The 17,176-nt window shown below is 57.3% G+C and carries 17 protein-coding genes and 2 pseudogenes; 10 read left to right on the forward strand and 9 right to left on the reverse strand.

Features of this window, described 5'->3' with window-relative positions:
- Positions 1 to 2: 2 nt before the first annotated feature.
- From RHP74_RS12075 to RHP74_RS12090, 4 genes are all read left to right on the forward strand, one after another.
- Positions 3 to 509, forward strand: a complete 507-nt coding sequence (locus RHP74_RS12075) for a (2Fe-2S)-binding protein (RefSeq protein ID WP_010459409.1) — start codon at positions 3 to 5, stop codon at positions 507 to 509.
- Positions 509 to 2,047, forward strand: a complete 1,539-nt coding sequence (locus tag RHP74_RS12080) for an AMP-binding protein (RefSeq protein WP_311099602.1) — start codon at positions 509 to 511, stop codon at positions 2,045 to 2,047. Before RHP74_RS12075 ends, RHP74_RS12080 begins: the two co-directional genes overlap by 1 nt.
- 19 nt (positions 2,048 to 2,066) lie before the next feature.
- Positions 2,067 to 2,870, forward strand: a complete 804-nt coding sequence (locus RHP74_RS12085) for an enoyl-CoA hydratase/isomerase family protein (protein WP_010459412.1) — start codon at positions 2,067 to 2,069, stop codon at positions 2,868 to 2,870.
- A 181-nt stretch (positions 2,871 to 3,051) separates the two neighbouring features.
- Entirely contained in the window at positions 3,052 to 4,404 is a 1,353-nt protein-coding gene (locus RHP74_RS12090; protein WP_200668316.1) for an MFS transporter, read from the forward strand.
- Here RHP74_RS12090 and RHP74_RS12095 read toward each other — a convergent pair.
- Positions 4,397 to 5,182, reverse strand: a complete 786-nt coding sequence (locus RHP74_RS12095; protein WP_311099610.1) for an alpha/beta hydrolase — start codon at positions 5,180 to 5,182, stop codon at positions 4,397 to 4,399. The genes RHP74_RS12090 and RHP74_RS12095 overlap by 8 nt on opposite strands.
- Positions 5,183 to 5,272: 90 nt before the next feature.
- Here RHP74_RS12095 and RHP74_RS12100 point away from each other — a divergent pair, with 90 nt between their 5' ends.
- Positions 5,273 to 6,244, forward strand: a complete 972-nt coding sequence (locus RHP74_RS12100; RefSeq protein ID WP_311099612.1) for an XdhC family protein — start codon at positions 5,273 to 5,275, stop codon at positions 6,242 to 6,244.
- Positions 6,245 to 6,432: 188 nt separating this feature from the next.
- A complete protein-coding gene (locus RHP74_RS12105; RefSeq protein WP_077750318.1) occupies positions 6,433 to 7,287 on the forward strand; it encodes an AraC family transcriptional regulator in 855 nt (284 codons plus the stop codon).
- A 103-nt stretch (positions 7,288 to 7,390) separates the two neighbouring features.
- Here RHP74_RS12105 and RHP74_RS12110 read toward each other — a convergent pair whose 3' ends face one another.
- Complete coding sequence (locus tag RHP74_RS12110; RefSeq protein WP_010459421.1) at positions 7,391 to 7,681, reverse strand: DUF6388 family protein; 291 nt, start codon at positions 7,679 to 7,681, stop codon at positions 7,391 to 7,393.
- Between the two features lie 70 nt (positions 7,682 to 7,751).
- Positions 7,752 to 8,495: an SPOR domain-containing protein gene (locus RHP74_RS12115; RefSeq protein ID WP_311099615.1), complete on the reverse strand. Its 744-nt coding sequence runs from the start codon at positions 8,493 to 8,495 to the stop codon at positions 7,752 to 7,754.
- Positions 8,496 to 9,081: 586 nt separating this feature from the next.
- On the opposite strand from RHP74_RS12115, the pseudogene RHP74_RS12120 reads away from it, so the two are divergent.
- Together RHP74_RS12120 and RHP74_RS12125 are read left to right on the forward strand one after the other, a co-directional pair.
- Positions 9,082 to 9,549, forward strand: a pseudogene (locus RHP74_RS12120) (cation:proton antiporter); the annotation flags it as partial.
- A pseudogene (locus RHP74_RS12125) lies at positions 9,529 to 9,678 on the forward strand (zinc-binding dehydrogenase); the annotation flags it as partial. The pseudogenes RHP74_RS12120 and RHP74_RS12125, both read left to right, overlap by 21 nt.
- Before the next feature lie 109 nt (positions 9,679 to 9,787).
- Here the strand turns inward: RHP74_RS12125 and RHP74_RS12130 are convergent.
- Complete coding sequence (locus RHP74_RS12130; RefSeq protein ID WP_311100470.1) at positions 9,788 to 10,771, reverse strand: LLM class oxidoreductase; 984 nt, start codon at positions 10,769 to 10,771, stop codon at positions 9,788 to 9,790.
- Between the two features lie 761 nt (positions 10,772 to 11,532).
- On the opposite strand from RHP74_RS12130, the gene RHP74_RS12135 reads away from it, so the two are divergent.
- Entirely contained in the window at positions 11,533 to 12,840 is a 1,308-nt protein-coding gene (locus RHP74_RS12135) for an OprD family porin (RefSeq protein ID WP_311099617.1), read from the forward strand.
- A 16-nt stretch (positions 12,841 to 12,856) separates the two neighbouring features.
- Here RHP74_RS12135 and RHP74_RS12140 read toward each other — a convergent pair whose 3' ends face one another.
- The 4 genes from RHP74_RS12140 to RHP74_RS12155 all read right to left on the reverse strand — a co-directional run bounded on the left by RHP74_RS12140 (position 12,857) and on the right by RHP74_RS12155 (position 15,728).
- Positions 12,857 to 13,048 carry a hypothetical protein gene (locus tag RHP74_RS12140; RefSeq protein ID WP_064677802.1) on the reverse strand — a complete coding sequence of 64 codons (192 nt, stop codon included), beginning with the start codon at positions 13,046 to 13,048 and terminating at the stop codon, positions 12,857 to 12,859.
- Between the two features lie 75 nt (positions 13,049 to 13,123).
- Positions 13,124 to 14,143 carry a zinc-binding alcohol dehydrogenase family protein gene (locus RHP74_RS12145; RefSeq protein ID WP_064677803.1) on the reverse strand — a complete coding sequence of 340 codons (1,020 nt, stop codon included), beginning with the start codon at positions 14,141 to 14,143 and terminating at the stop codon, positions 13,124 to 13,126.
- Positions 14,144 to 14,153: 10 nt separating this feature from the next.
- Positions 14,154 to 14,447, reverse strand: coding sequence for a putative quinol monooxygenase (locus RHP74_RS12150; protein ID WP_064677804.1), 294 nt, complete (start codon positions 14,445 to 14,447; stop codon positions 14,154 to 14,156).
- A gap of 189 nt (positions 14,448 to 14,636) precedes the next feature.
- A complete protein-coding gene (locus tag RHP74_RS12155; protein WP_084322895.1) occupies positions 14,637 to 15,728 on the reverse strand; it encodes an NADH:flavin oxidoreductase/NADH oxidase in 1,092 nt (363 codons plus the stop codon).
- Positions 15,729 to 15,814: 86 nt separating this feature from the next.
- On the opposite strand from RHP74_RS12155, the gene RHP74_RS12160 reads away from it, so the two are divergent.
- Positions 15,815 to 16,117, forward strand: a complete 303-nt coding sequence (locus RHP74_RS12160; RefSeq protein WP_064680709.1) for a helix-turn-helix transcriptional regulator — start codon at positions 15,815 to 15,817, stop codon at positions 16,115 to 16,117.
- Here RHP74_RS12160 and RHP74_RS12165 read toward each other — a convergent pair.
- A complete protein-coding gene (locus RHP74_RS12165) occupies positions 16,114 to 17,112 on the reverse strand; it encodes a zinc-dependent alcohol dehydrogenase family protein (protein ID WP_311099623.1) in 999 nt (332 codons plus the stop codon). The two genes, RHP74_RS12160 and RHP74_RS12165, sit on opposite strands and share 4 nt — an antisense overlap.
- Positions 17,113 to 17,176: the final 64 nt, after the last annotated feature.

Consider the following 17,176-nt stretch of genomic DNA (forward strand, 5'->3'; position numbering starts at 1 on the left):
ACATGCGTGTAACTGCCGACCAAACCTTTCCGATCCGCCTGGAACTCAACGGCCGCTCCCGCGAAGCCCTGGCTGAGCCGCGGACCCAACTCTGCGACTTCCTGCGCCACGACCTCGGTGCCACCGGTGTCCATGTCGGATGCGAACACGGTGTCTGCGGTGCCTGCACGGTGCTGGTGGACGGAGTCGCCATGCGTTCCTGCCTGATGCTCGCGGTACAGGGGCACGAGCGGCGTATCGAGACCGTCGAGTCGCTGGCTGACGACGACACTCTGAGTGACCTGCAACAAGCCTTTCGCCGTCATCACGCCTTGCAGTGCGGCTTTTGCACTGCGGGCATTCTCATGTCCTGCGTGGATTTTCTCGAGCGGGTACCCAACCCGGACGAGACCCAGGTACGCGACATGCTTTCGGGGCACCTATGTCGCTGCACGGGTTACACCGGCATCGTTCAGGCCGTGCTCGAAGTCGCTGCCCAGCGCCAAACGAACAAAGGGGTAAAACAATAATGTTCGATCTCGGACGCAGTTTCCTCGCTGCCGTTGAACGCCGACCGCATGCCGTGGCGGTCAGTGACGGTGCGTTGAAGAAAACCTATGAAGACTGGTTCGTCGATATCCAGAGCGCCGCCTGGGGCTTGCAATGCCTTGGGCTGCAACGCGGTGACCGACTGCTGGTAGTGATGCAAAACCGCTGGCAGATGGCAACCCTGCATTGGGCCTGTCAGTTCGCGGGCATCGTCATGACCCCGTTGAACTGGCGTTCGACGGCCGAGGAACTGGGCTACTGCATCGAAGATGCGCAAATCCGTGCAGTGGCTTACGACGACGCAACCGTGACCGCTGTGGCCGGTTGCAGCGCCGCCACAAGGTTGCCACGGATCGCCACCGGACTCCGTGCCGCCAACACCGACCTGAGTTTCGAGGAACTGTGTTCGCAGACCCCCTCCGGCATCATTTTGCAGGCCGACGCCGAAGACTTTTCACTGCTGCTGTACACCTCCGGAACCACCAGCAAGCCCAAGGGCGTGCCGCGTCGGCACCGTAGCGAACGCGCTGCTGCGGTTGCCCACGTAGCGCAAAACCTTTACCGCCAGGGCGAGTGCACGCTGGGTGTCATGCCGCTTTACCACACCATGGGCGTGCGCTCGTTGCTGTCCATGGCGTTGATCGACGGGCATTTCGTCTGTGTGCCGAAGTTTGACGTGGAAGCCACGCTGCATGCCATCGAGCGGGAAAAGGTCAGCAACCTGTACCTGGTGCCGACGCTCTACCACATGCTCATCGAACACCCGGCCTTTGCTCGCGAGCGAGTCGCCAGTGTGGAGAAAATCGGCTTTGCCGGTGCACCGATGAGCGACGGTTTGATGCGTCGCGTCGAGCAGGCGTTCCAGCCGCAATTGTTCGTCAATCATTACGGCAGCTCGGAGATCTACACCTTCACCATCGACCAGCAAGCCAGCCGCAAACCCGGTTCGTCAGGGCGCAGTGCAATGAACCAGCGCGTGCGCGTGGTGCCGATCGATGCCGAAACGGTGGACGTACAGGTCAACCCATTGGAGGAGGGCCAGATCATCGCCGACCTGGCGAGTGACGAGGCGTTCGAAGGCTACCTGAACCGCCCCGAAGCGACCGCCAAGGCGTTGCGTGATGGATGGTATTTCACGGGTGACATCGGCTACTTCGATCTGGAGGGCGATCTGTTCGTCACCGGTCGTGTCGATGACTTGATCATCACCGGCGGCGAAAACGTCAGCCCGGCAGAAATCGAAAACATGCTCTCTCTGCACCCAGCAGTGGAAGAAGTGGTGGTGGTCGGTCTGCCCGACGAGCAGTGGGGCAAGATCATTGCCGCGTTTATCAAGCTGCGCGCCGAGGTATCGGAAAGCGACCTCGATGCCCATTGCATTGCTTCGGGCCTGGCCAAATTCAAGCGGCCACGGCGTTATCAGTTCATCGATCAGATTCCCAAATCTCCAGTGGGCAAGGTGCTGCGGCGCGTGCTGCTGGCTCAATTTCAGGAACAGGCCTTGAAGGCCATCAGCTAATCATCCAGAGGACACTCTCATGCAACAGCAAGCGATCCAGCAATTTCTCGACACTCAGTTCGATGGCTTCCAGGTTGAAGTCGATGTGTCCCGCGAGCGCGCCGACATCATCCTCAACCGCGCACCGTTGAACGTCATTTCCATGGGGCAGCGTGATGAACTGCGCCAGGTCTTCGAAGCCCTCGATGCACACAAAGGCGTGCGCGTCATCGTGCTGCGCTCGGTGGGCGAACACTTCTCCAGCGGTGGCGACATCAAGGGCTTCCTCGAAGCGTCGCCAGAGCACGTTTCGAAACTGGCCTGGAACGTCGCGGCACCGGCACGTTGCGAAAAACCGGTGATCGTGGCCAACCGGGGTTACACCTTCGGCGTCGGTTTCGAACTGTCCCTGGCCTGCGATTTCCGCATTGCTTCGCAAACCACTCGCTACGCCTTGCCTGAGCAGAACCTCGGTCAGATCCCGGGCTCGGGTGGCTCCGCGCGCCTGCAGAAAATCATCGGCATCACCCGCACCAAACACATGGTGATGCGCGCCAAACGCATCACCGGTGACCAGGCCTACGCCTGGGGTATCGCGACCGAGGTCGTGCCGGATACCGAACTGGAAAGCACCGTCGACGCGTTGGTCGATGAACTGCGCCGCTTCTCGCCGCTGGCTCAGCGCACGGCGAAAAAACTGATCAACGACAACGAAGATGCGCCGCTGACCGTCGCGATCGAAATGGAAGGTCACTGCTATAGCCGTCTGCGTAGCTCCAAGGACTTCAAGGAAGGCGTTGAAGCGTTTCACAGCAAGCGTACGGCCGTGTTTATCGGCGAGTAAATCGTACTGGCGAGCGGGCCCGGGAGTATGTTGGTAACAGCGTACGCCTTACGGAGCAGGGCCTGCCGCCCCTTCAATGCAACTGAAAGGGCACATCAAGGTTTCACCGCTGACCTGCTGATTACTCGCAACCCGTGCACCGGGATGCAGAACGTTCGATCACCGTTTGTGTGAGGCAACCATGACTACGACAACAACAATAACTGCATCACCCTCCAGCGCCGCTAGCGATACACCACAGATTCCACCGGGCAAGGCCTTGCTCGCGGCATTTGCCTCGACATTCGGCTGGGCGCTGGATTTGTTTGACCTGTTCATTCTGCTTTATGTGGCACCGATTATCGGCCGCCTGTTCTTCCCCTCGGACACCCCGACATTGTCGCTGGCCGCGGTATATGCCTCGTTCGCCGTGGCGTTGCTGGTGCGTCCGCTGGGCTCGGCGATCTTCGGCGCGTATGCCGACAAACACGGCCGCAAGCGTGCGTTGATGGTGTCGATGGTCGGCGTCGGTATTTCAACGGCACTGTTTGGCGCGTTGCCGACCATTCATCAGGTCGGCATATTGGCCCCGATACTGTTTTTGGTCTTGCGGGTGATTCAGGGCATTTTCGTGGGCGGCATCGTTGCCTCCACTCACACCATCGGCACCGAATCCATCTCGCCGCGCTATCGCGGCTTGATGTCCGGGTTGATCGGTGGTGCCGGCGCCGGTATGGGCGCGCTGTTGGCGTCATTCACTTATCTGGTGTTGTCGGAGATCTTTCCCGGGGAAGAATTTGACGTCTGGGGCTGGCGCTTCATGTTCTTCTGCGGCCTGCTCAGCACGTTTTTCGGTCTGGTGATGTTCCGTTACCTGGAAGAGACCCCGGTCTGGCAGCAACTGCAACAAGCGCGCAAAACCAAGGGGCCGGCGGTAGTTGTCGTGTCGCCGCTCAAGCGTCTGTTCGGTCGCGAGTACCGCGGCGTGATGCTGGTCAACCTGCTAATTACGTTCGGAGGCGGTGCCACGTATTACCTGGCCTGCGGTTATCTGCCGACGTTGCTCAACGTGGTCGCCAAAGTGCCCCATGCGCAGACTTCGCAGCTGCTCATGTACGGGTCGGTGGCAACCATTGTCGGAGCACTGGCCTTCGGTTACCTGAGTGACCTGATCGGTCGCAAGAAGACTTTCCTGCTGCTGGGTGTGATCAACCTGGTGAGCCTGCCGATGATGTTCCTTGGTGTCGCCGAATCGGGTTCGCTGACCCGTACTGCGCTGTATTGCGTGGGTATAGGCTTCATAGGTGGGGCGATCATCGCGCCGATTCTGATCTTCCTCAACGAACGCTTTGCCACCGAGCTGCGAGCCAGCGGCACCGGATTGTCCTGGAACATCGGTTTCGCCCTCGGCGGAACCATGCCGACGTTTGTGTCCCTGGTCAGCGGCAGCCCGGCGCAGATCCCCATGGTGCTGGCGATGTTCGCCGTCGGTCTGTCGGTGATCTACCTGATCGGCAGCGTGGTGATTCCAGAAACCCAAGGCAACTTCAAATAACGGCGGGGAGGTGCTCCAGGAATTCGCCGATCAGCTGCAAAGTCCGCTCGGGCGCTTCGGTTTGAGGAAAGTGTCGACAGTCATCCAGCAGCACACAGCGGCACGGTCCAGCGACCTGTCGCTGGATGACCACCAGTTGCTCGGGCGTGGCGTAGTGGTCGTCGCGACCCTGAATGACCAGCAGCGGCCTTTCGATACAAGCCAACTGCGCTTCGAGATCGTCCAGGGAAAAGTCGGGGTGTAGCCAGCTGTCGCTCCAGCCGTGAAAAGCGCCATCGACATTTGTCCCATGGTGGCGTGCCAGGCGTTCGCGCAATTCGCCCAGATGCCAAGCCTCGGTGGTATGGCGAATGCCATCGAGGCTCTCGGTCTCGACAATCACGTGAGGCGCCAGTGCGATGCTGCCCAACACGCGTGGATCGTTGGTGGCGGCATAGGCAAGGACGATGGATGCGCCGTCACTGTGACCGAGCAAGACCACTTGCGGCAGTTGCAAGGCATCGAGCAATTGCCGCAGTTCACGAGGGCCGTCGCTGCTCAGGTAGTTCAGCGGCCGCGGCAGGGTTACCGGGCTCGATTGCCCATAACCCTGACGGCTGTAAGTGACCACACCGCAGCCGCTGACCTGGGCCAGGCGCAGGGGGAAGTCTTTCCATTGTTCGGCGCTGCCGAGGCCTTCGTGCAACAGCACAAACGTTGGTCGCGACGGGTCAGCCGCAGGCAGTTGGCGATATTCCAGGCGCAGCGGCCCAAGTTGCAAAAATTGTTGTGGCGACATGTTGAATCAACGATTGAACAAGGTTGCTCGCAGGTTACCGTAAACGTAACCCAGCATGCAGTACCACGCTTTGCTTGAGGTATAGAAAACATGCGTCATCTCGATGTTCAGGTGATCGACCAGGCACTGCAATGGGCTCGCGCCGGGCAGGCCCAGTGGCTGTGCACAGTGCTCTCCACCTATGGCTCGGCGCCGCGTGCGCCGGGTGCGATGCTGGTGACCAATGGCACAGGCGAACACGTCGGCTCGCTGTCGGGTGGCTGCGTCGAAGAGGAGTTTCTCGAAAGCCTGACGCGCGGTGAGTTACGCGAACCGGCGCAGATCGTCAGTTATGGCGACAGCGTCGAGCAACGCCACCGTCTGCGATTGCCCTGTGGTGGCGTGCTGATCGTGCTGGTCGAGCACCGCGCTGCCAGTCTCGAATGGATCGCCCACCTGGAGAGTCTGCAAGCGGCGTTGCTCGGCCAGCGCCGTCTGATGCGTCACGTCGAGCTGAGCAGCGGTGCCTTGCGCCTGGACCCGGACACCGGACACGGCAGCGAGCGGGTGCAAGTCGTCGACGAAAAGGTGCGTATCAGCGTCGGCCCGGCGTTACGACTGATTCTGGCGGGGCTCTCGCCGGTCGCCGAATTCTGCGCCAGTTTTGCCCGCGCCATCGGCTGCGAAGTCATCGCCTGCGATCCCCGGGAAGAGATGCTGCAAGTACAACTCGAAGGTGTGGAGATGCAACGCGTGCTGCCCTCGATGTTCATTGCCGCCGGAGGTTGCCACGCGGCGACCGCGGTGGTGGCGCTGACTCACGATCCGCGAATCGATGACCTGGCGCTGATGGAAGCGGTGCACACTCCGGCGTTTTACATCGGCGCCATGGGATCTCAGGCAACGTCGGCCAAGCGCGCCGAGCGGCTGAAACGCATCGGTGGTCTGACGGATGAACAGATCGCCCGTTTACACATGCCCATCGGCCTCGATCTGGGCAGCAAGGCCCCGGCGGAAATCGCTCTGGCGGTGGTGGCCGATATCCTGCGCGTTTATCACGGCAAAGAACGCCATGCCTTGTAAGGCGGTTTTTCCGACGAGCGTGGGGGCTGCGAAAGTCGAGGTAGACGCTCGGTCATTCGCGCGCGATAGTGGCCAGCCAAGTGTTGCTGAACCATTGAGTGACCGTCGGGGTTGAGAAATAGATAGACGCCCCGATGATATGCATTGTGGTCGGTAACAATATCGCTTCTAGCGAGCGGAGGAATCTGATGTCGATTGCCCAACGGGTTTTCCACGGCAGGTTTGGACGGGTCGCCTTGCTGAATATGGATCGTTCGCTGGTCACCCACACCCATTCCGAATGCCATGTCCTGGTTAAAGTGTCCGGTGAAGACACTTACTTCAACGTCAACGGTCGGCGGGTTCCGCTCAGCGATCGCACGGCGGTGCTGGTCAACGCCTGGGAGCCGCATTTCTACGATCCGCAGCCGGGCGCCGGTGCCACCCTGATCCTTGCGCTCTACATCGAGCCCGCCTGGCTAGCCACTGCCCAGCAGTCGCTGGCGCTCAGCGGTCGGCCGGACTTTTTTGCCCGGTCGTGCATCGAGCTGTCGAGTCGTAATCGCACCTTGGCCGACATCCTGGTCGCCGAAGCGCATGGCTGCGGGATCGTGCCGAAAGAACGCATGGAATTCATGCTGTTCGACTTCCTGATCGAACTGATCGAGGACTTTTCCAGTTGGCGGCATTTGTCGATGCTGGGTGCGCCGAACTCAGGTGAGTTCCGGGACGCGCGCGTGCGCCGTGGCACCGCCTGGTTGCTTGAGCACCTCGATGATCCGAACCCGATCGACAACGCCGCGCGGGCTTGTGGACTGTCTCGGGCGCACTTCTTTGCGCTGTTCAAGAAAGATACCGGCATGACCCCGACCTTGCTGCTGAACGACGCGCGCATGCGCCGGGCTTTTACCTGGCTGGAGCGTGAGCGCAGTGGAACGTTGGGCCTGTTGTCGGAGAACCTCGGGTTCTCCGAGCAAGGTCATTTCACACGGTTTTTCCGCCAGCACATCGGAGCTTCTCCCAGCCAGTATCGGCGTGTAGTGGATTGTTATGCGACGGTTTGAACCGAGAGGAGGGCGGGGGTATTGGGCAATACTCCCGCCGATGAAGTTAGTCTTTCAACTTGAAGCTGACGGCTTTTATAGGCTACGTAAGTTGTAACATCTATTAATTGTCCAGAAAGTCATAAATCTCTTTCATGCGCTCTTCGCGCATCAACTCAAGTTCTTCCTTGGTTTCGGCCACCCACTGCAGGATGAAGTCCCAGCAATCGCAGCCGTGCGCGTCGGCTTCTGCTTCAAATGCTTCTTTCAGAAATTTAAGGCGATATTCTTCCGGCGAGAGCCCACAGTTTTCAGCGAGGCTGTAGTTCAGCTCGCTGAGTTCAAGTTGGATCCATAAGTTGGCGTCCAGAAACTTTTTCAGGGCGAGTTCGGCTCTAAGTTCTTTTGCGATCATGAATGCTCTCTTGTGGAATGCAATAAGTAGCTGGTTGTTCGAGGTCGGCCCAGCGATAAATCGGACTGTGTCAATTTCCTGCCATCATCCATCCTCGAACGCCATGACGTTCACTCAACTCTTTCACGACGCGAGCCGCGTCCTGCTTTTGTTTATACGGGCCGATGACGACAAAGTTGTTTTCTTTACGCGCTACCGGCAACTCCAACTGTTGAATGGCTTTTACTGCGCGATGGCGACTGGGTGTGTTCAATGCAATTTCGACCACCCAAACGCCGGATGAAGGCGTGGTTGAAGCTTTTTTTTTAGGGTGGAGAATATAGCCGCCGCATGTCAAGCACGGGCGTTCCAGCGTGATTAGCGAGCCTGGAATGGTACGAAAGACATGCCATTGCGTATGAATGGTTTTTTTACGAGCGAAGAGTGCCAAGAGCAGGCCGGTGAAAGCAATCAGACCGCTTAGAATAATTGTCCATTTGTGTGCCTGTGTGGGCAATGAAGGCAGCGTAAGTACTGTAGTTTCATCTGGCTTTTCCATCAAAAATTGTACGGCCTCAGCCTCCGTTGAGTCGGGTATGCGGGATTCGTTTTTCGCAAGGTGCGCGAGCCTGTCGGAATCTTTTGCACTGAGCTCTGCCGCAACTTTATTTGCGGTGTCATCGAATAGTTGTTCGAACTTTGTCACTTTTTGCTGGATGTGTGAATTGTCGACGTTATTTTGACAAGTTTGTCCTGTGGACGTGTAGGTCCATAGTAGTGCTGATAGTTGCCCAAAAACGCCAGTTACCAGGAAGCCCAAGCCAAGCTTTCGCACGACACCATCTCCAAATCAAATGAATTGTTATTTGTCCCGTTTGTTCTGATAAAACAGGGTTCTATTTTTGATCCTGGGATGGTCTAGATTCTTGAGCGCGTCAGTGTGCCCAAGCGCCAAAACGAGTTGGCTGCTTTTTGTTGTTTTAAAGAACATCGGGCATGCACTTTATAGACTGTTGGTTGACGAAAAAGGCTCAGGTGATCAAAAAAAAGCCGTATCAGATGGATTTGATGAGGGCCAATTAAAACACTTATATTTAAGGTTAATATCGTGGCCAAAGTACCTGGCCAAAGATTCAAGCCAAGCCTGCGCGCTCGGTATAAATGAAAGGATTGTTAGCCGGCCCTTTACGGTACGGACGGGGAGAAGCAACTGAATTTTTTGTCACCCTTTCAAACGATGCCGGTGTGCTGCACTACACTTCAGGTGCCATTCCTACCGCAGAGAGTTCTTGGAGAACGCTCCAGATGCTGTGCTTAGTCCTGAAGAGTTTGCGGAACTGAGCGCTCAGCTTGAAAGCTCTGCTCAACACGCCTGGCCGTGGACGCATTACCGGTCCTGATGTGGGATGAGGGTCAATGCTATGGCCGCTGAAGGCAACGTCGGACAATTATTTGCTGTCGTCACTTTGCTTGCCGCCGCCGTGGTGGCAGTGCCGCTGCTCAAACGCATCGGGCTCGGCTCAGTGGTCGGTTACCTGGCGGCGGGGCTGATCATTGGCCCCTTCGGACTGCAACTGATCAATAACCCCCACACCATCATTGAGGTGGCCGAGCTGGGTGTGGCGATGTTTCTTTTTGTGATTGGACTGGAGATGAAACCCTCGCACCTATGGGATCTGCGTCGGCAGATCTTTGGGCTGGGCAGCCTGCAGGTGGTGGTCTGTGCTGTTCTGCTCACTTTTGTCGGCATGGCTTTTGGATTCCCTTGGCAGGTGTCATTTGTCTGCGCAGCGGGTTTTGTACTCACCTCCACGGCCCTGGTTATGCAAGTTCTCTCGGAACGCGGTGACATTACCGAGCCGAGAGGGCAGCACGTCAGCGCTCTGATTGACCAAGGTGTTCTGCAGACCACTGTGGGCGAGCACTTCGGTGCGATTAATGCGGCCAACATGCGTCGTGCCCATGCGCTGGTCGAGAGCGGCAAGGCCCGGGGCAAGATCGTTCTAGAAGGTTTCTGACTTCACTCCTCGGGCGGGCTCGCTTGCGGGCCTCTGAACCGCCTGCGGCATCACTGCCATTTTTTATGTCGCAGAGTTGACGATGAATCCGTCCAGTAACGTATTGGTTTCAGTTCGCTTCGGAACGAGGCTGTACTCCGAATTGCGGAACGATGTGAGTGCCCAGCTCCTCAATAACTTGCGCAGCAGGGCGCTTTCCGTACTTGAGATTCAGGATAACGTGGTCCACCCCGATTTCCTCAAGCGCCTCCAGCAAAGCCCGGAGGTGGACGCGTCCAAGCCTGAACCCCAAATGAATGTGAGTGGGCGGCGTGGACGGGTTCTCACTGAGGTCGATGTAAAGCGACTGAGTGAAGGGCTTATAGACGGAACCACATTGCTTCATGACCTCCAGCCGCCAATCTTCCACGATCAGTCGCTGCATTTTCGGCGCGCGTGGATAGTTGATCCATCCGACGCTTTCGCGCGCTATCCAATCCAGTGACTGGCGGCTATGCCCGGTTACGAGCATTGGAATCACTTGGGTTGTGGGTTTCGGAATGAGGTCTGCGCCCTGCATCTCACCACCGCTCCAGCGGATGGGTTCAAAGCTTGTGCTGTGGGCTCGGCGAATCACTTCGTAGTGCTCTCGAAAGATTTCTCCGCGCCTTTCGGCATCGACGCCAAAAGCCGAAAATTCCACAGGGCGATCGCCGGAAGCTACCCCCAGAATCAAGCGACCTGCGCTCAACTGATCGATGCTGGCTGATGCCTTGGCCGTGTGCAGTGGATGGTGTAAAGGGATGGCAATGGATGCGGTGCCAAGCGTTATCTCTGACGTATGAGCGGCTATATAGCCCAGGTAAACCCAAGGGTCGAAGACTTGGCCGACATCGCCGAAGCCAGGGTCGCGAAGAGGCACATCGCGAAACCAGAGCGCGCAAAAGCCCAGCTCCTCGGCTCGTTTGGCCAATGCGACCTGGTTGAGCATGCTCGGAGTGTCCCCATCGAAGGCCTCCAAAGGAAAGAACAATCCCAGGCTCAAATGACCCGGAGTGAAGGTTCGGCTGAACCCTCGATGCTCCTGATAAGGAATCGTGCTCGGCCGATACATACTAATCTTCCTCAATGGGGAGAACGTGAACAGCGCCCCTGTTTCCAGAGGTGCTGCGGCATCGGTCGCTTGGGAACGACAGGTGGGGTAGTGGGTGCAATCTTTGCCCGTTGCGCCGTACATGCTGGTCGGGTCGACCGGAGTGAGGGGCCAGTTGCTGGCGATACGATACGCGCGGGCAGGTCCGGATTGGCATTGAGCGGGCGGTCAAAATAAATCAGATCGTTCCAACCCGATACATCGCCTGAGCAAAAGCATGGGGACCATCCAACAAGCGTAGGCGGCATTGCGGGGGAACCGCCATGTTCGTCGTCCGTCTCGGTACCTGTCGCAGATGGTTAGACCGCAGTCTGGGCCTTGGGCGTCGTGATCGGCGCGCCGCGGGTTGCTATAGAGGACAGTCGTCAGGTCAGCCCGCTGAGCCTTTGGGTACTCGACCGACAATTGGGTCCGGCCCCAATCCTGAAATTCAGACGATAAGATAAATTTTCAGACTGCAACGCAGAACTCCATTTCCCTAGGCAAGGCACTCCCTGCGCCTTTCTCACACAATCCGCTCTATCGCTATCGCGTTGCATAACAGAAACAGGTGCGATGAGCGACTTTGGAACTTGCATTAACAATATTAACTTGATGCAGGAGGGGCGAGGCATCGTCGATTTCTCGTTTTCAGCAGGATGTTAAGAATAATAAAAAAACGCGCACCTGAAAATCTTGCGTTGCTTCTATTACTTTAAAATAACAAATGGAGCGCTATATAAATGAGTGGAAAAACAATAACTGCAAGTTCGGTGTTTCTTAGTATTACCCTGAGTGCCCAGGTGCATGCGGACTTCCTGAGTGATAGCAAAGCCACCTTGGGAATGAGAAACTTCTACTTCAATAACGACAACCGCGATGGCGTCGCCGCACCTTCCAAAACCGAAGAATGGGCGCAGGGTTTCATGTTGGACTTCAAATCGGGCTATACCGATGGCATGGTTGGCTTTGGTGTCGATGGCTTGGGGTTGCTGGGGGTTACCCTGGACAGCGGCAAAGGACGGCATGTCGGCAGCAGCATGATGCCTTCTGACAGTGACAACCGTGCCGTCGACGAGTGGAGCAGGCTGGGGCTGACCGGAAAAGTCAAAATGTCGAAAACTGAACTTCGCTACGGCACCTTGATTCCGAAACTCCCAATTCTGGTCGCCAACGATGGGCGCGTGCTTCCGCAAACCTTCGAGGGCGTTCAAATCACCTCGAGCGAGCTCAATAGCCTGACCTTGACTGGAGGTCGGATCGAACATGCAATAGGACGTGGTTCGAGCGATCAGACGGGGCTGGCCGTTACTGGTGGTACGCGTGAAAGCAATCAGTTTGACTTCGCCGGGGGCGATTGGAAAGTCACCAAGGATCTGACAGCTCAGTACTACTACGCCGGCCTCGATAACTACTATACGCAGCATTTTTTGGGATTGATTCACACCCTTGCCATCTCGGACAATCAGTCCCTAAAAACCGACCTGCGCTACTTCAAAACTGACTCGTCAGGTGCAAATAGCTCCGGTACGTCAGGCTACAGAGTTAGTGGCTACACCAAAAACGGTGATGGAGAAATCGACAACCGTACCTGGAGTGCCGCGTTGATTTACACACTGGGTGGCCACGCGATTACTGCGGGGTACCAAAGTGTGTCGGATGGCAGCAACTTCACTCAACTCAGTCAGGGTAGCCTGGTAGACAAGGGCGCCGGTGGAGCAAGCCTGTATCTGTATACAGACCGCCTGATCCAAACCTTCACCCGCGCAGGCGAGCGCACAGCTTTCGGTCAGTATGCTTACGACTTCGCCGCTCTGGGTGTCCCTGGCCTGAAAGGCTCGGTCATGTACCTCTCCGGCGATAACATTAAAACTACGTCAGGCGACAACCAAAAGGAATGGGAAAGAGACATTAGTCTGGACTACGTCCTTCAGTCGGGAGCGCTCAAAGGCGTCGGGTTCGGCTGGCGTAACGGCAAGTCCAACAGCGAAGCGGCTCGTAGCGTAGATCAGAATCGTGTTTTTGTAAGCTATAGCCTTCCGCTTCTCTAACTATTGTCATGAGCGGTTAATTCCCAGCTTTGTTTTTGTTTACATAGCTAATGATGGATTCAGTCGTCTTGTTCCACTTGAAGAGCTTGGCAAGCGCTGCGGGCGCTGAGACCTGGAACTGATGGCTGACCTCTTTGGGCGTTAATCCCTCCGCCAATAACAGCAGAATTTTGGCCCGCAGCCCAAGACGCTGCCCCAGCCAGCCCATCCGCGACCAGCCTTGTAGTGTGGCGTGGTCAAATCGCATTAAAACGAATGGGGCGGCGGGTTTGTCTACACCCTCTTAGAAGCCTTCCAGCACGACCTTGCCCTTCGCCTTGCCGCTTTCCAGCAGAGCATGGGCACGACGAAGATTTTCTGCGCTGATGCGCCCGTAGTTGTCGCCAACGGTGGTGCGCAAGTCACCCGCATCAATGCGCCGCGAAACTTCGTTGAGGATGTTGTGCTGCTCCTGCATGTCCTCTGTCTCGTAAAGCGAGCGGGTGTACATCAGCTCCCAGTGCAACGACAGGCTCTTGCGCTTGAGCGGTACGGCGTCCAGCGTGGCCGGGTCATCGATCAGGCCCAGCTTGCCCTGAGGCTTCAGTGATTCGATGATTTGCTCGTAGTGCCGATCGGTCTGGGTCAGGCTAGCGACATGGCTGACTTGTGCGATACCGATGCGCTTGAGCTCCTCGCTGAGTGGCTTGGTATGGTCGATGACATGATGCGCACCAAGCTCGGTTACCCAGGTCTGGGTTTCAGGGCGCGAAGCCGTACCAATGATCGTCAACCCGGTTAGCTGACGCGCCAGCTGAGTCAGGATTGAACCCACCCCGCCTGCAGCGCCGATGATCAGCAGCGTTTCGCCCCGGTCGGTGGTATCGCGTGCAACACCGAGGCGATCAAACAGTAATTCCCAAGCGGTCAAGGAAGTCAGTGGCAATGCCGCAGCCTTGCTGAAATCCAGCGACTGGGGCATTGAGCCGACGATACGCTCGTCCACCAGTTGCAGCTCACTGTTGCTGCCCGGGCGGATCAGCGATCCGGCGTACCAGACCCTGTCACCGGGCTTGAATAGCGTCACGTCGCTGCCGACCGACTTGACCACGCCGGCAGCGTCCCAACCGAGGATACGCGGCTGGCTTTCGTCCTCGTGCGGTACGTAGCCCTGCCGCACCTTGGTATCGACAGGATTGACCGATACGGCCTTTACCTCTACGAGCAAGTCGCGCGGCCCCGGCACTGGCTCGGGAATATCGATCTCCACCAAGGCGTCGGGATGTTCAATAGGCAGGCATTTGAAGTGTGCAATGGCTTTCATTCGAAGATCCTCAGGAGATGCGATACATTTTCGTGATGGTGAGCTTTTCAGCAGCACGTTCGATGAAAGGGAGCGCTGCCTGAAAATGCGGTGTCGCTTCGTGATCAGTCAGCGCCGCTTCGTCCCGCCACTGCTCGATCATGTGGAAAGTGCGAGCCTGCTCGGCATCACGATGGAAGTCGTACTGGATACAGTCCGCTTCGCCTCGGCTTGGGCCTTGCAGGCCCTGCAGCGTTTGCTCGAGCTCGGCTTCGAAGCCGGCCTTGGCGACCAAGGTGGCAATCAGTGTCAGAGGGGTGGTCATCAAACCTCCTGTCTGTGTGCGATATAAAGAGGGAGCGCATTGGCTGGCACGGAGTATCGAAGATGTCCATGCCGGCCATGCGGCCAAAAACCTGAATCCGGGTGAGAGCGCGACAACAATCTTGCCCGCTTGGGCATTCGACCAAGTTGATAGCCCTAAGGCCATGCGAGCGCCCTCGCTCCGGCGGGATCACCTGTAGCGTTCAAGCCAATGGGCATAGGGAGCGGGCAGGGTCCAGGCAGCACGCTCTACACCCAGCGCCTGGGCGGCTGAATAGGACCAGTTGGGATTGCCCAGGTGCGCCCGGCCAATCATCGCCAGGTCCAGTTGACCACTCTTCACCGCTTCTTCGGCGACGCTCGGCGTGCCGAAGCCCCATGCCGAGGCCACCGCAATCCCCGCCTCGCGCCGTACACGCTGGGTAACTTCGCCCATGAAACCGGGGGCCCAAGGAATGTTGGATTCAGGGATGGTGAACCCGATACTGACGCTGAGTAAGTCCAATCCACCGTCCTTGAAACGACGTGTCAGTTCGATAGCCTCTGACAAGGTCTGTTCATCCCGACCGTCGTATTCGATGACACCCAGACGAGCGGTCAGCGGCAAGTGCTCTGGCCATACTTCGCGAACCGCCGCCAGTGTTTCCAGCAGAAAGCGGCTACGGTTATCGAAATTTCCGCCATAGGCGTCGTCACGAAGGTTGGAGTGTTCAGAGAGGAATGACTGGGCCAGATAGCCATGGGCGAAATGCAGCTCCAACCACTCGAAGCCGGCTTCACGTGCACGGCGAGCGGCGGAGACAAAATCCTCGCGCACTCGGGCGATATCCTCCAGCGTCATGGCTTTCGGCTGCTTGGCGAGATGAGCGCCAAAGGCAACAGCAGACGGGGCGATGGTCTGCCAGCCACGCAAATCATCCTCGCCGATATGATCGTCACCTTCCCAAGGACGGTTCGCACTGGCCTTGCGCCCCGCGTGGGCAATCTGGATACCTGGCACTGCGCCGGCAGCCTTGATCGATTGCACCACCGGCACGAAGGCACGAGCGAGCTCATCATTCCAGATACCAGCGCAGCCAGGCGTGATCCGTCCTTCGGGTGACACGGCGGTCGCCTCGACAACCACCAGTCCCGCCCCGCCACGCGCGAGGGTGGCATAGTGCACAGTGTGCCAATCGTTGATCAGGCCATCATTGGCCGAGTACATGCACATGGGGGGAATCGCGATCCGGTTGCGAAGGGAGACATCCTTGAGCGTGAAAGGTTGGAACAGTGCAGACATCAGGTTTTTTCTCCGAGGGATACTATTACTGTTGTTCGATAATATTCGAACTATTGGCCTAGAGCAAACCCGTGTATGATTCGCTCATGCGCCCCTTCAAACACCTTCCTCTCAGCGAATTCGTTCTTGAGCGTCTGTTTTACGCCTTGAGCGACCCTGTACGCCTGGAGATTGTCCGGCGCCTCGCCGAGCTGGGAGAGGCCAGCTGCGGCGACCTGGACGGTGGCCGCGCGAAGTCCACCATGTCCCATCATTTTCGGGTGCTGCGAGATGCCGGCCTGGTTCAAACCCAGACCATCGGCACGACCCACATGAACTCGTTGCGTAGAGAAGACTTGAGTAACCGTTTTCCGGGCCTGCTGGAAACGATCCTGTCCCAGCACGACTAAGCCTGTCGCTCAATGACGACTTTGCCAATGGCACTGCCTGACTCAAGGCGATCATGTGCCGCGCTGACACCCGCAGCAGTGAAGTCATGGCGCTCATCGATCAGTGGTTTAACCAGGCCGCGATCAACCAGGGCGGCCAGTCTTTGCAGGATCTCGCCATGGTGCTTGCGGCCTTCGTTATGAATGATCGAAATAGCCATGAATACAAAGTCGAGTCTCAATGCCTTAAAGTGCATTTCGGTCAGATCGTAGCTGTCGTAACCGATGATCGAGACAACATGGCCCTTAAGCTTCGCGGCTTTCAGTGAGTTTTGTAAGACCTCACCGCCCAAGGTATCGAAGACCGTATCGAATCCTTTTCCTTCGGTGATTCGCTGACTGTATTCCTGGGGCGTCTCGCTGTTATAAAAAATAATCTCATCGGCGCCCAGTTGACGGGCAATTTCCGCTTTTTCTGGCGTTGAAACCGTCGTCGAAACCCTGGCCCCCAGGACCTTGGCCAATTGAATGCCTATGTGCCCAACACCACCGGTGCCACCATGCACCAAGACGTTGTCATTGGGTTTGATCGAGGCTCGGTCGATCAGCGCCTCCCAGGCCGTAATTGCCACGAGCGGCAAGCTGGCTGCTTCGCCAAAAGAGAGCGACTTGGGTTTTAGAGCAAGCATCTCAGCATCGGCCTCCATCTGATCTGCCAGCGCACCGGGAATCCCCACGATGCCGCCGAAACAGCCATAGACTTCATCGCCTACGTTAAAGCGGGTCACACCAGCACCAACGGAGCTGACCACCCCTGAAACATCGATGTGAAGAATTGCCGGAAAAGTCAGACCGGCCGTACCTTCGCTGCCCCGACGAATTTTCGTGTCTACTGGATTCACGCTTGTCGCCCACACGTCGATAATCACATGACCTGGGCGGGCAACGGGGTTTTCCGTATTAATTTCTACAAAAAGGTCTGAGTTACCATGCTGATTTATCACAATGGCTTTCAAGGCTTAAACTCCGAGGAACAATAGGCCAACAAATTTATCATCAGTAATATGGGATAAATACGCT

This window comes from Pseudomonas sp. SG20052, from assembly GCF_031766055.1.
Classification (GTDB): Bacteria; Pseudomonadota; Gammaproteobacteria; order Pseudomonadales; family Pseudomonadaceae; genus Aquipseudomonas; species Aquipseudomonas mandelii.

Bases quoted from the DNA above. Each gene is read 5' to 3' on its own strand.
- RHP74_RS12100 (WP_311099612.1), top strand. From the start codon at position 5,273: ATGCGTCATCTCGATGTTCAGGTGATCGACCAGGCACTGCAATGGGCT.
- RHP74_RS12075 (WP_010459409.1), top strand. From the start codon at position 3: ATGCGTGTAACTGCCGACCAAACCTTTCCGATCCGCCTGGAACTCAAC.
- RHP74_RS12095 (WP_311099610.1), bottom strand. From the start codon at position 5,182: ATGTCGCCACAACAATTTTTGCAACTTGGGCCGCTGCGCCTGGAATAT.
- RHP74_RS12105 (WP_077750318.1), top strand. From the start codon at position 6,433: ATGTCGATTGCCCAACGGGTTTTCCACGGCAGGTTTGGACGGGTCGCC.
- RHP74_RS12080 (WP_311099602.1), top strand. From the start codon at position 509: ATGTTCGATCTCGGACGCAGTTTCCTCGCTGCCGTTGAACGCCGACCG.
- RHP74_RS12090 (WP_200668316.1), top strand. From the start codon at position 3,052: ATGACTACGACAACAACAATAACTGCATCACCCTCCAGCGCCGCTAGC.
- RHP74_RS12140 (WP_064677802.1), bottom strand. From the start codon at position 13,048: ATGGGCTGGCTGGGGCAGCGTCTTGGGCTGCGGGCCAAAATTCTGCTG.
- RHP74_RS12135 (WP_311099617.1), top strand. From the start codon at position 11,533: ATGAGTGGAAAAACAATAACTGCAAGTTCGGTGTTTCTTAGTATTACC.
- RHP74_RS12150 (WP_064677804.1), bottom strand. From the start codon at position 14,447: ATGACCACCCCTCTGACACTGATTGCCACCTTGGTCGCCAAGGCCGGC.
- RHP74_RS12155 (WP_084322895.1), bottom strand. From the start codon at position 15,728: ATGTCTGCACTGTTCCAACCTTTCACGCTCAAGGATGTCTCCCTTCGC.
- RHP74_RS12130 (WP_311100470.1), bottom strand. From the start codon at position 10,771: ATGTATCGGCCGAGCACGATTCCTTATCAGGAGCATCGAGGGTTCAGC.
- RHP74_RS12110 (WP_010459421.1), bottom strand. From the start codon at position 7,681: ATGATCGCAAAAGAACTTAGAGCCGAACTCGCCCTGAAAAAGTTTCTG.
- RHP74_RS12160 (WP_064680709.1), top strand. From the start codon at position 15,815: ATGCGCCCCTTCAAACACCTTCCTCTCAGCGAATTCGTTCTTGAGCGT.
- RHP74_RS12145 (WP_064677803.1), bottom strand. From the start codon at position 14,143: ATGAAAGCCATTGCACACTTCAAATGCCTGCCTATTGAACATCCCGAC.
- RHP74_RS12085 (WP_010459412.1), top strand. From the start codon at position 2,067: ATGCAACAGCAAGCGATCCAGCAATTTCTCGACACTCAGTTCGATGGC.